Here is an 11,797-nt window from a genome sequence, read left to right as displayed (position 1 = left end):
GTTTTTCAGGTTCAACAGGCGCGAAACTCATCGTGGCGCGAACAGGGTATCGTTCACCAGACGCCGAATAGATTTACGCAAGCCCATCATAGATCAAAATCGGTGTTGCAAAAACGGGGGTGACCATAGATTTTTATGCCTATAGTCGGCCCTATCAAGCGCAAGGTCGTATTCGGCAAGCCATTCTTCTACACTTTCCTCATCGGCCAACAACACGGGAGAGCGGTATGAGCGACAAGATCCCTATCGGCATCAGCGCCTGTTTACTGGGCGACGCGGTGCGTTTCGACGGCGGCCACAAGCGGCTGGCCTTTGCGGTGGAGCAGTTGGCGCCCTATGTGCGCTTTGAGCCCGTTTGCCCGGAAATGGCGATCGGCCTGCCTACGCCACGCCCGGCGCTGCGCCTGGTGAAGCAGGCGCAACCGTGGCCGGCGATGCGGTACAGCAACGACGCCGGCGTGGATCTGACCGAGGAGATGCGCGGCTTCTCCGCGCAGCGCGTGGCGGCCTTGCAGCATCTGTGCGGGTACATCGTCTGCGCCAAGTCACCGAGCTGCGGCCTGGAGCGGGTGCGGGTCTACAGCGAAAACGGCAAGGACTCACGTAAAAACGGCGTCGGGCTGTTTACCGCGGAACTGCTGCGCCAGATGCCGTGGCTGCCGGTGGAAGAAGACGGACGATTGCAGGATGCGGCACTGCGGGAAAACTTTATCGAGCGGGTGTACGCGCTGTACGAGTTGAACATGCTGTGGCGCCAGGGGCTGACCCGCGGCGGGCTGATCGCGTTTCACAGCCGCTACAAGCTGTCGCTGCTGGCGCATTCGCAGCCGGCGTATCGCGAATTGGGGCGCTTCGTCGCCGATATTCACCGCTGGGATTCGCTGGAGGCCTTCGCCGTGGAATACCGCAGCCGCCTGATGGCGCTGTTGGCGCACAAAGCAACGCGGCGCAACCACACCAACGTGTTGATGCACGTGCAGGGCTACTTCCGCCGTCAGCTCAGTACGGCGCAGCGCCAGGAGCTGGCGCACCTGATCGACCGCTACCGGCAGGGCATGCAGCCGCTGTTGGCGCCGATCGCGCTGCTCAAGCATTACATGGCGGAATACCCCGATCGCTATCTGGCGGAACAACGCTATTTCGAACCTTATCCGGAGGCGCTGCGTTTGCGTTACGGCCATTGATTGACAAGGAGTTTTATGACCACGCATCTGGTCTGGTTGCGTAACGATCTGCGTATCACCGACAACAAAGCCCTGCACGCCGCCTGCAGCGATCCCGAAGCCCGGGTGCTGGCGGTGTTTATCGCCACACCGCAGCAGTGGCGGCAACATGAGATGGCGCCGCGGCAGGCGGCGCTGATCCACGCCAGCCTGCAGGCGGTGCAGCAGGCGCTGGCGCACAAGGGCATTGCGCTGCATTGCCATTCCTGTGCGGACTTTGCCGCGTCGATCGACTGGCTGGCGGACTATTGCGAGCGAGAGCAGGTGGATGCGCTGTTTTACAATCGCCAGTACGAACTGAACGAACGGCGGCGCGATGCGCGGCTGGAACAGCGGTTGAGTGGCCGGGTGAGGTGTCACGGTTTCGATGACAGCCTGCTGTTGCCGCCAGGCAGCGTACTCACCGGCGGCGGCGAGATGTACAAGGTCTATACGCCGTTTCGCAACGCTTTTCTTCAACGCCTGACCGAGTCCGACGTGAGTTGCCTGCCGGCGCCGAAGACCCGCGCCGGTGGCGCGTTGCCTGCGCCTGAGGCGCTGGCGGCATTCGATTACCCTACGGCGGAGACTGGGGATGGCTATCCCGTTGGTGAGGAGGCCGCGTTGCAGCGGCTGCGCGCTTTTTGCCGCGAGCAGGTGCAGGATTACCTCCGGCAGCGCGATCTGCCGGCCCTCAACGGCACCAGTAGCCTGTCGCCCTATCTGGCGATCGGCGTGCTGTCGCCGCGCCAGTGCTTCAACCGCCTGCGCGCCGAATGCCCGCAGCTGCTGGAAGATCGCGAAAGCGGTGCCTTCGCCTGGCTCAACGAGCTGATTTGGCGTGAGTTCTATCGCCATCTGCTGGTAGCCTATCCCGATCTGTGCCGCCATCGGCCGTTTATTGCCTGGACGGACAAGGTGCGCTGGTGCGATGACGCGGCGAAGCTGCACGCCTGGCAGCGGGGCGAGACCGGCTATCCGATCGTCGATGCCGCCATGCGCCAGCTGAACGCCACCGGCTGGATGCACAACCGGCTGCGCATGATCAGCGCCAGTTTTCTGGTGAAGGATCTGTTGATCGACTGGCGCGCCGGGGAGCGCTATTTCATGTCGCAACTGCTGGATGGGGATCTGGCGGCCAATAACGGCGGCTGGCAGTGGGCGGCATCCACCGGCACCGACGCCGCGCCGTATTTCCGCATCTTCAACCCGACGACTCAGGGTGAACGTTTTGATCCACAAGGCACTTTTATCCGTAAATGGTTGCCGGAACTGGCGGATGTGCCCGACAATGACATCCATCATCCCCATCGCTGGGCGGAAAAGCAGCGATGCACGCTGAACTACCCGCTGCCGATCGTCGATCATAAGCAAGCCCGGCTGGAGACACTGGCGGCGTTCGAGGCGGCAAAACGGGGAGAGTCTTGAGGCAACTGCAAGGAGCGACGCAATGATGAAAAAGGTGCTGGCCCTGTGCCTGAGCGGCTATTCCGCGCTGGCGATCGCCGGCTTTGACGTGGTGGCGCTGGGCGTCGACGGCGGCGTCAGCGACGGCAATCTGACCTCCTACCTGATCCGCAGCGACAATCAGCCGCGGTATGTGGCGCTGGACGCCGGTTCGCTGCTGCCGGGCATCGCCAAAGGGCTGGAGAAGGGCAGCTTCCCGCAGGTGACGCCCGAGCTGGCCGCGCCTTACACGCCGCAGGGCTATGTGTTCCGGCAGTTGATCGGCAGCTACTTTATCAGCCACGGCCACCTGGACCACGTGGCGGGGCTGATCCTCGGCTCACCCGAGGACAATAAAAAAACCGTTTACGCCCAGGCGGACACCGTACTGACCCTGCGTAATCACTACTTCAACTGGAAGGCGTGGCCGAACTTTACCGACGCCGGCAACGGCTCGCGGCTGGGCACCTATCGGCTGCAAACGGTGCGGCCGCAGCAGCGGTTTACCCTCGGCCTGACCGGATTGACCGGCGTGATGTACCCGCTCAGCCACGATCGCTATCCGTCGTCGATGCTGCTGATTTCCAACGGCAACGAGTTCTTCGCCTACTTCGGCGATACCGGGCCGGATAAGGTGGAGCAGTCGCGCGATCTCGATACCGTCTGGCGCGCGCTGGGGCCGCTTGTTGAGCAGAAGAAGCTCAAGGGCATGATTATCGAAACCTCTTACCCTAATGGGGTGGAGGACAAACATCTGTATGGCCATTTGACGCCGGCCTGGCTGCTGAAGGAACTGAAGAACCTGACGCAGTACAGCGGCGGCGAAGGCTCGCTGAACGGTTTGCCGGTGGTGATCAGCCACATCAAGCCCAGCCTGAAGCAGGGCGAAGACACGCGCGCCGCCATTGCGCAACAGCTGGCGCAGGGCAACGATCTGGGGGTGAAATTCATCCTGATGGCGCAGGGCGACCGGCAGACATTTTGACTATGAAGAGAGAAGAGAATGCGTAACCTCGATCTGGAACAACTGATCAACACGGAACTGAACGCCGCGGCGTTTCAGGACTACGCCCCCAACGGATTGCAGGTAGAAGGCCGCCCGCACGTGCAGCGCATCGTGACCGGCGTCACCGCCTGTCAGGCGCTGCTGGACGCCGCGGTGGCGCATCAGGCTGACGCGATTATCGTGCACCACGGTTATTTCTGGAAAAACGAGGCGCCGGCGGTGCGCGGCATGAAGCGCAACCGCCTGAAAACGCTGCTGACCCACGACATCAACCTGTACGGCTACCATCTGCCGCTGGACGCGCATCCGGTGCTGGGCAACAACGCGCAGCTGGCGCAGGCGCTGGGCATTCGGGTGATTGGCGACGTCGAGCCGCTGGTGCCGCACGGCGAATTTGAACAGCCGCTGACCGGCGAAGCGCTGCAGCAGCGTATCGAAAACCGGCTGGGGCGCGCGGTGCTGCACTGCGGCGATAACGCGCCTGAGCACATTCGCCGGGTGGCCTGGTGCACCGGTGGCGGCCAGGGCTTTATCGACAGCGCGGCGCGCTTCGGCGTCGATGCGTTCATCAGCGGTGAAGTGTCTGAGCAGACCATTCACAGCGCGCGCGAAATGGGCGTGCATTTCTTTGCCGCCGGCCACCACGCCACCGAGCGCGGCGGCGTGAAGGCGCTGGGCGACTGGCTGGCGCAGCACCACGGCTTTGATGTGACCTTTATCGACATCCCGAATCCCGCCTGATTTTTTTCTTCCCCGGATCCAGCCCGGCCTGCGCGCCGGCTGAATCCTTCTACCGCGCTATTTCCTTATTTTCCCTATGGTTGCGTTCTATTGACAGCCGGGGCCGCGTCACGCATAACTGGTGTGTTTTTCATCGCGATAATAATAAGGAGAATAAGGGTGCAACAAGCACGTTATTACCTGTTGGGTGAAAGAGCGGTAGTGCTTGAACTGTCGCCGCCGGTGACCTTACCGAGCCAGCAGCGCATCTGGGCGCTGGCGGAAAAGCTGAATCACCACCCCGACGTGCGGGAAGTGGTGCCGGGGATGAATAACCTGACGCTGTTGCTGCATACGCCGCAGGCCGACGCCGAAGCGATGCTCGTGCTGCTGCAGCAAGGTTGGGAAAGCAAAGAGAGCCTGACGCCGGAATCGCGCCAGGTGGATATTCCGGTGGTCTACGGCGGGGAGCAAGGCCCCGATCTGGATGAAGTGGCGCGCCATACCGGCATGACGCCGCGGCAGGTGGTGGAATGCCACGCGGCGGCGGCCTACGTGGTCTATTTCCTCGGCTTTCAGCCGGGCTTCTCCTATTTGGGCGGCATGCCGGAACCACTGGCGACGCCGCGCCGCGCGGAACCGCGTCTGGCGGTGGCGGCCGGCTCCGTCGGCATCGGCGGCGGCCAGACCGGTATCTATCCGCTGGTGACGCCCGGCGGCTGGCAGCTGATCGGCCGCACGCCGCTGGCGCTGTTCAATCCGCATGAAATGCCGCCGACGCTGCTGCGCCCGGGCGATAACGTGCGCTTCGTGCCGCAGAAGGAGGGCGTATGCTGATTATTCTGCGTGCCGGCATCTATACCACGGTGCAGGATTTGGGCCGCGAGGGATTCCGCCGCCTGGGCATCAGCACCGGCGGGGCGTTGGATCAACCGGCGCTGAAGATCGCCAACCTGCTGGTGGGCAATGCGCCGGAGGCCGCCGGGCTGGAGATCACCCTCGGCCAGTTCAGCGCCGAGTTTACCCGCCCTGGCTGGATCGCCTTGACCGGTGCCGGCTGCGACGCGCAGCTGGACGGCAAGCCGCTGTGGACCGGCTGGCGCTACCCGGTGAAAAAGGGGCAGCGGCTGGCGCTGGGCACGCCGAAACGCGGCATGCGCAGCTACCTGGCGATCTCGGGCGGCATCGCCGTGCCGGAAATGCTGGGCTCATGCAGCACCGACATGAAAGCCGCCTTTGGCGGCCACGAAGGCCGTAATCTGAAGGACGGCGATCGGTTGCCGCTGGGCAAATCCACCGTGCTGCCGCAACACCGCTGCGGCGTGAAGCAACTGCTGTTCACCAACCGCATTCGCGCGCTGCCGGGGCCGGAGTACGCTGAGTTCAGCGAAGAGGCGCAGGACACGTTCTGGCGCACCGCCTGGCAGCTCAGCCCGCAGAGCAACCGCATGGGCTACCGCCTGCACGGCGGTACGCCGCTGGCGCGCACCACCGATAGAGAGATGCTGTCGCACGGCCTGCTGCCCGGCGTGGTGCAGGTGCCGCACAACGGCCAGCCGATCGTGCTGATGGCCGATGCGCAAACCACCGGCGGTTACCCGCGTATCGCCTGTGTGATCGAGGCCGATCTCTACCACTTGGCGCAGATCCGTCTCGGCGAACCGGTCCACTTCGTTCTCTGCTCACTGGCCGAGGCGCAGCGCGCCAAAGCCGAGCAGGATCTCTTCCTTCGACAGATTGCCTGGGGGTTACATGATCGTTGATTTGAACGCCGATCTCGGCGAAGGCTGCGCCAACGACCAGGCGCTGTTGCAACTGGTGAGCTCGGCCAACATCGCCTGCGGCTTCCACGCCGGCGATGCGCAGACCATGCGTCAGTCGGTGCGCTGGGCATTGCAGTACGGCGTGGCGATCGGCGCTCACCCGAGTTTTCCCGATCGGGAGAACTTCGGCCGCACCCGCATGCAGCTGCCGCCGGAAACGGTGTACGCGCAGGTGGTGTATCAGCTCGGGGCGCTGGCGGCCATCGCCCGCGCCGAGGGCGGGGTGATGGTGCACGTTAAGCCGCACGGCATGCTGTACAACCAGGCGGCGGTTGAGCCGGCGCTGGCGGAAGCGATCGCCCGGGCGGTGCAGGCGGTCGATCCGGCGCTGCGGCTGGTGGGGCTGGCCGGCAGCGAGCTGATTCGCGCCGGGGAACAACTCGGTCTGACCACCCGACAGGAGGTGTTCGCCGATCGCGGCTATCAGGCCGACGGCACGCTGGTGCCGCGCGGTTTGCCGGGGGCGCTGATTGAGGATGACGAACAGGCGCTGGCGCAAACGCTGGAGATGGTGCGCCATCACCGGGTGCGCAGCGTGGATGGCGTCTGGACCGCCGTTCAGGCGGAAACCGTCTGCCTGCACGGGGACGGCGAGCATGCGCTGGCGTATGCGCGCAAGCTGCGGGACAGTTTTGTTCAGCAGGGCATCCGCGTCAGCGCGGAGCAGTAAAGCAATAAAGCAAGACACAACATCACAAGCAAAAAACTATTAGAAAATATCGAGGGAAGACTATGGAACAGGCCGTGAATCTCTGGCCACTGATTGGCATCGCCGCCATCGTGGTCGGGTTTGTATTGCGTTTCAACCCGGTGCTGGTGGTGATCGCCGCCGGTATCATCACCGGTCTGGCGGCGCTGATGCCGCTGGACGTCATTCTGGAAAAGCTCGGCGAGGGCTTTCTCAATACCCGCAACCTGCCGCTGATCCTGCTGTTGCCGCTGGCGGTGATCGGCCTGCTGGAGCGCCACGGGCTGAAAGAACGGGCGCAGGCGTGGATCGCCAGGATCAAAAGCGCCACCGCCGGCCGTCTGCTGATCGTCTACCTGTTCGTGCGCGAGATTACCGCGGCGATGGGGCTGACCAGCCTGGGCGGGCATCCGCAGATGGTGCGGCCGCTGCTGGCGCCGATGGCGGAAGGGGCAACGGAAAACCGCTACGGCGAGCTGCCGGAGCGCACGCGCCACCGTTTGCGAGCCATGTCGGCCGCGACCGACAACGTCGGGCTGTTCTTCGGCGAAGATATCTTCGTCGCCTTCGGCGCGATCATCTTCATGCACAACTTTATGCTGGAGTCCGGCGGCATTCAGACCGAGCCGCTGCATATCGCGCTGTGGGGCATTCCGACCGCGATTTTCGCTTTCCTGATCCACGCGTTCCGGCTGTATCGGATGGATAAACAGCTGAGCGCCGAGCTGGCGCAGCTGAATCAGGCGGCGCTGCAGGCGAAGGGGGAGGCACGATGAACTTCCAGCAACAATATCTCTACTGGCTGGCCGGCGCGGTGCTGCTGATTGTGGCGGTGATGTCCTTCCGCGATCGCGCCAACCCGCGCCGCATCACCACCGGGCTGTTTTGGGGGCTGTACGGCCTGGTGTTCCTGGTCGGCGACTGGACTTACCGCCTGTTGGGCGACGTGCTGGGCGAGGGCAGCAACGAAAAACGCATGCTGCACATCATTGTTGGCGGGGTGGTGGTGGTGATGGCCCTGATTGCCGGTTTTGGCGGTGTGCGCCTCGGCAGCTATCACCAGCGGGCGCCGCAGGAGCGCGAGGCCAGCGCCAAGCGCCTGGGCAACAAGCTGTTTATTCCCGCTCTGGCAATCCCGGTGGTGACGGTGATCGGCGTGTTGTTGTTCAACAACGTGCCGGCGTTGCAAAGCGCGGTATTCGGCAGCGGCAACCATGCGACGCTGATCACCCTGTTCTCGATGACCGTCGGCTGCCTGATCGGTCTGGCGATCGCGGTGAAAATGACCCATGAGAAGGCCCTGCAGCCGATACAGGAAGCGCGGCGCCTGCTGGATTCGATCGGCTGGGCGTTCATTCTGCCGCAGATCCTCGCCACGCTGGGGCTGCTGTTTACCGTCGCCGGCGTCGGCACCGCGATCTCGCATTTGACCCAAGAGTATCTGGCGGTCGATAACCGCTTTATCGCCGTGGCGGTCTACGCTATCGGTATGGCTGTGCTGACCATGGTGATGGGCAACGCCTTCGCCGCCTTCCCGATCGTTACCGCCGGCATCGGCATTCCGATCCTGGTGTTGCAGCACGGCGGCAACCCGGCGGTGATGGCGGCGATCGGCATGTTCTCCGGCTATTGCGGCACCCTGATGACGCCGATGGCGGCGAACTTCAACATCGTGCCGGCGGCGCTGCTGGAGCTGCCGGACAAGAATGCGGTGATCAAGGCGCAGGTGCCGACCGGCGTGCTGCTGCTGTTGGTTAACGTGTTCCTGCTGTATTTCCTGATGTTCCTGTAGGAGTAAGGATGCAAAAAGTATTGATTACCGGCTTTGAGCCGTTTGGCGGCGAGCGCCTCAACCCCTCCTGGGAAGTGGTGAAGCAGCTCAATGATATGGAGCTGGTCGGCACGCGCATCGTGGCGCGCCAGCTGCCGTGCGTGTTCGGCGCGGCGCTGGAGGCGCTCAATGCGGCGATCGACGAGGTGCAGCCGGTGATGGTGCTGGCTATCGGCCAGGCCGGCGGCCGCACCGACATCACGATTGAACGGGTGGCGATCAACGTCGACGATGCGCGTATCCCCGACAATCAGGGGCAACAGCCGGTGGACGAGCCGATCGTCGCCGGCGGCCCGGCGGCCTATTTCAGCACCTTGCCGATCAAGGCGATGGTCAGTTCGATGCGTGAGGCCGGCATTCCGGCCGCCGTTTCGCAGACCGCCGGCACCTATGTGTGCAACCATGTCATGTATGGCCTGCTGCACCGTTTGAGCGGCCAGCGTGAGGTGAAGGGCGGCTTTATCCATATCCCGTATCTGCCGGAGCAGGCGGCGGCGCACCCCGGCGCGCCGAGCATGGCGGCTTCGACGGTGCTGTTTGCATTGGAGCTGGCCGTTTCCATCGCTTTGCAGGTGGAGCACGATCTGAAAGTGGTGGGCGGCGCGACGCATTAATCAAGAAAATCCCCGGCGCATCGGGCTGCGCCGGGTCTACGTAAGGAGTGGTCTATGCCGGAAGGACCGGAGATTCGCCGGGCGGCGGACAAACTGGCGGCGGCGGTGATCGATCAGCCGTTGACCGCCGTCGATTTCGCTTTTCCCCAGCTGAAACACTATCGCCAGCGTCTGCTCGGCGAGCGCATCGTCGCCATCGAGCCGCGCGGCAAGGCGCTGCTGACCCATTTCTCCAACGGGCTGACGATGTACAGCTACAACCAGCTGTATGGCGTGTGGAAAGTGGCGGCGGCCGGGGAGACGCCGGAGACCAGGCGCGATCTGCGGGTGCGGCTGGAAACCGCCCGCAGCGCGATATTGCTCTACAGCGCTTCCGACATTACCGTCGGGCCGCGCGAGGAGATAGAGCAACACCCGTTTTTGCAACGCATCGGCCCCGACGTGTTGGACATGTCGCTGACGGTAGACGATGTGGAGGAGCGGTTGCTGACGCCGCGTTTTTGCCGCCGGCAGCTGGGCGGCATGCTGCTCGACCAGGCGTTTCTCGCCGGATTGGGCAATTATCTGCGCGCCGAAATCCTGTGGCAGGCCGAACTGGCACCGCAGCACAAACCGCAGGATCTGCCGCCGGAAGCGCTGCGCCGCCTGGCGGAAGCATTGCTGGCAGTGCCGCGCCTTTCCTACCAGACGCGCGGGCAGGCGGATGACAACCGGCATCACGGCGCGCTGTTTCGCTTCAAGGTGTTTCATCGCAGCGGCGAGCCCTGCGAACGCTGCGGTGAGATGATCGTGCGTACCGAGCTATCGTCGCGGCCGTTTTATTGGTGCCCGGGCTGCCAGAAATAACCAAAAAAAAAACGCCGCCCGAAGGGGCGGCGCTGTGCGGTTTCAGCCGGGAAAGCGGCTTACTTGTTTTTCAGCTGGGATTTGAAATCGCGTTCGGCATAGCCGGTGTACAGCTGACGCGGACGGGCAATTTTGATGCCTTCGTCGTGCATTTCGTTCCAGTGGGCGATCCAGCCGATGGTGCGCGCGATGGCGAAGATCACGGTGAACATGGAAGAAGGAATACCCATCGCCTTCAGGATGATGCCGGAGTAGAAGTCGACGTTCGGGTACAGTTTCTTCTCGATGAAGTACGGGTCGTTCAGCGCGATGTGTTCCAGCTCCATCGCGACCTGCAGCAGGTTGTCGTCTTTCTTGTTCAGCTCTTTCAGCACTTCGTGACAGGTCTCGCGCATCACGGTAGCGCGCGGATCGTAGTTCTTGTACACGCGGTGGCCGAAGCCCATCAGGCGGAAGGAGTCGTTCTTGTCCTTGGCGCGCTTGATGAATTCCGGAATGTGCTCGACGGTCTTGATCTCTTCCAGCATTTTCAGCGCCGCTTCGTTGGCGCCGCCGTGTGCCGGCCCCCACAGGGAAGCGATGCCGGCCGCGATGCAGGCGAACGGGTTGGCGCCGGAAGAGCCGGCGGTGCGCACGGTAGAGGTAGAGGCGTTCTGCTCATGGTCGGCGTGCAGGATCAGGATGCGGTCCATGGCGCGTTCCAACACCGGGTTCACCACGTACTCTTCGCACGGGGTGGCGAACATCATGTGCAGGAAGTTGCCGGCATAGGACAGATCGTTGCGCGGGTAAACGAACGGCTGGCCCAGGGAGTATTTGTAGCACATCGCCGCCACGGTCGGCATTTTGGACAGCAGGCGGAACGCGGTGATTTCACGGTGACGCTCGTTGTTGACGTCCAGCGCATCGTGGTAGAACGCCGCCAGCGCGCCGGTCACGCCGCACAGCACCGCCATCGGGTGCGAGTCGCGACGGAAGCCACGGAACAGATGGGTGATCTGGTCGTGGATCATGGTGTGGCGGGTGACGGTGGTCTTGAAGGTCTCGAACTCTTCCGGCGTTGGGGTCTCGCCGTAGAGCAGGATGTAGCACACTTCCAGGTAGGAAGATTCTTTCGCCAGCTGCTCGATAGGGAAGCCGCGGTGCAGCAGCACGCCTTTGTCGCCGTCGATGAAGGTAATCTTGGATTCGCAAGAAGCGGTGGAGGTAAAGCCGGGATCAAATGTGAAATAACCTTTGGAACCCAGAGCGCGGACATCGAGGACATCGGGGCCCAGTGTCGGTGTCAATACGCCCAGTTCGATCGGAGCTTCGCTGTCGTTAATGGTTAGCGTCGCTTTCTTATCAGTCATTTACTGTCTCCTTAGCGCCTTATTTTAAAAACCACTAACAACTGAAATACCTTAAATCTCTGCAGGTTGCCCGCAAAAAAATGGTGCGGACGCTAACTCTGTGAGCGACTGCGCAACTGTGCGCGGGTAGGGTACAGAGTGCTGACCAGGCGAACGAGACGGGTGACCAGTTGTTAACGATTCATAGTAATTCGTTATAGTCTGTTAATCTTACCTATGAGCTGTTCGAAGAGATGTGAACCTATCCCAATAATCTGTTTTTATTTGCT

The 11,797-nt window shown here is 62.7% G+C and carries 12 protein-coding genes; 11 read left to right on the top strand and 1 reads right to left on the bottom strand.

All coding sequences use genetic code 11. The features are described 5' to 3' along the window. The first annotated feature begins 227 nt into the window (after window positions 1-227). From REA38_RS14395 to nei, 11 genes are all read left to right on the top strand, one after another. A complete protein-coding gene (locus tag REA38_RS14395; protein ID WP_033647169.1) occupies window positions 228-1,184 on the top strand; it encodes a DUF523 and DUF1722 domain-containing protein in 957 nt (318 codons plus the stop codon). Between the two features lie 15 nt (window positions 1,185-1,199). After that, the gene (gene phrB / locus REA38_RS14390; protein WP_308886088.1) at window positions 1,200-2,630 is read left to right on the top strand and encodes a deoxyribodipyrimidine photo-lyase; all 1,431 of its coding nucleotides are present in this window, start codon (window positions 1,200-1,202) and stop codon (window positions 2,628-2,630) included. A 22-nt stretch (window positions 2,631-2,652) separates the two neighbouring features. Next, complete coding sequence (locus tag REA38_RS14385) at window positions 2,653-3,633, top strand: MBL fold metallo-hydrolase (protein ID WP_049196284.1); 981 nt, start codon at window positions 2,653-2,655, stop codon at window positions 3,631-3,633. 18 nt (window positions 3,634-3,651) lie between these two features. Beyond that, the gene (locus REA38_RS14380) at window positions 3,652-4,395 is read left to right on the top strand and encodes a type 2 GTP cyclohydrolase I (protein ID WP_047568877.1); all 744 of its coding nucleotides are present in this window, start codon (window positions 3,652-3,654) and stop codon (window positions 4,393-4,395) included. 159 nt (window positions 4,396-4,554) lie between these two features. Continuing rightward, window positions 4,555-5,211 (top strand): 5-oxoprolinase subunit PxpB, encoded by a 657-nt coding sequence (gene pxpB / locus REA38_RS14375; RefSeq protein WP_308886086.1) that lies wholly within the window; start codon window positions 4,555-4,557, stop codon window positions 5,209-5,211. Next, window positions 5,205-6,137: a 5-oxoprolinase subunit PxpC gene (gene pxpC / locus REA38_RS14370; protein ID WP_060436932.1), complete on the top strand. Its 933-nt coding sequence runs from the start codon at window positions 5,205-5,207 to the stop codon at window positions 6,135-6,137. Before pxpB ends, pxpC begins: the two co-directional genes overlap by 7 nt. Further along, window positions 6,127-6,867, top strand: coding sequence for a 5-oxoprolinase subunit PxpA (gene pxpA, locus REA38_RS14365; RefSeq protein ID WP_033647161.1), 741 nt, complete (start codon window positions 6,127-6,129; stop codon window positions 6,865-6,867). The genes pxpC and pxpA overlap by 11 nt, the downstream gene beginning before the upstream one ends. A gap of 62 nt (window positions 6,868-6,929) precedes the next feature. Continuing rightward, window positions 6,930-7,661, top strand: a complete 732-nt coding sequence (locus tag REA38_RS14360) for a DUF969 domain-containing protein (RefSeq protein ID WP_015376970.1) — start codon at window positions 6,930-6,932, stop codon at window positions 7,659-7,661. After that, window positions 7,658-8,677, top strand: coding sequence for a DUF979 domain-containing protein (locus REA38_RS14355; RefSeq protein ID WP_128884633.1), 1,020 nt, complete (start codon window positions 7,658-7,660; stop codon window positions 8,675-8,677). Before REA38_RS14360 ends, REA38_RS14355 begins: the two co-directional genes overlap by 4 nt. 8 nt (window positions 8,678-8,685) lie before the next feature. After that, window positions 8,686-9,330, top strand: a complete 645-nt coding sequence (gene pcp / locus REA38_RS14350) for a pyroglutamyl-peptidase I (protein WP_016928732.1) — start codon at window positions 8,686-8,688, stop codon at window positions 9,328-9,330. A 54-nt stretch (window positions 9,331-9,384) separates the two neighbouring features. Further along, the gene (nei, locus tag REA38_RS14345) at window positions 9,385-10,176 is read left to right on the top strand and encodes an endonuclease VIII (protein WP_308886085.1); all 792 of its coding nucleotides are present in this window, start codon (window positions 9,385-9,387) and stop codon (window positions 10,174-10,176) included. Between the two features lie 59 nt (window positions 10,177-10,235). On the opposite strand, the gene REA38_RS14340 is transcribed toward nei, so the two are convergent. Continuing rightward, entirely contained in the window at window positions 10,236-11,528 is a 1,293-nt protein-coding gene (locus REA38_RS14340; protein ID WP_016928730.1) for a citrate synthase, read from the bottom strand. Window positions 11,529-11,797: the final 269 nt, after the last annotated feature.

Source organism: Serratia sp. MF1(2023), from assembly GCF_030954545.1.
In the GTDB taxonomy this organism is placed as follows: domain Bacteria; phylum Pseudomonadota; class Gammaproteobacteria; order Enterobacterales; family Enterobacteriaceae; genus Serratia; species Serratia sarumanii.
Note: the sequence above shows the minus strand (reverse complement) of the source record. Positions and strands in the feature narration are given on the sequence as shown.

Excerpts from the sequence above, each read along its gene's own strand:
- pxpC (WP_060436932.1), top strand. The coding sequence starts at position 5,205 with ATGCTGATTATTCTGCGTGCCGGCATCTATACCACGGTGCAGGATTTG.
- pxpA (WP_033647161.1), top strand. The coding sequence starts at position 6,127 with ATGATCGTTGATTTGAACGCCGATCTCGGCGAAGGCTGCGCCAACGAC.
- REA38_RS14385 (WP_049196284.1), top strand. The coding sequence starts at position 2,653 with ATGATGAAAAAGGTGCTGGCCCTGTGCCTGAGCGGCTATTCCGCGCTG.
- REA38_RS14355 (WP_128884633.1), top strand. The coding sequence starts at position 7,658 with ATGAACTTCCAGCAACAATATCTCTACTGGCTGGCCGGCGCGGTGCTG.
- pcp (WP_016928732.1), top strand. The coding sequence starts at position 8,686 with ATGCAAAAAGTATTGATTACCGGCTTTGAGCCGTTTGGCGGCGAGCGC.
- nei (WP_308886085.1), top strand. The coding sequence starts at position 9,385 with ATGCCGGAAGGACCGGAGATTCGCCGGGCGGCGGACAAACTGGCGGCG.
- REA38_RS14395 (WP_033647169.1), top strand. The coding sequence starts at position 228 with ATGAGCGACAAGATCCCTATCGGCATCAGCGCCTGTTTACTGGGCGAC.
- REA38_RS14380 (WP_047568877.1), top strand. The coding sequence starts at position 3,652 with ATGCGTAACCTCGATCTGGAACAACTGATCAACACGGAACTGAACGCC.
- REA38_RS14360 (WP_015376970.1), top strand. The coding sequence starts at position 6,930 with ATGGAACAGGCCGTGAATCTCTGGCCACTGATTGGCATCGCCGCCATC.
- REA38_RS14340 (WP_016928730.1), bottom strand. The coding sequence starts at position 11,528 with ATGACTGATAAGAAAGCGACGCTAACCATTAACGACAGCGAAGCTCCG.
- phrB (WP_308886088.1), top strand. The coding sequence starts at position 1,200 with ATGACCACGCATCTGGTCTGGTTGCGTAACGATCTGCGTATCACCGAC.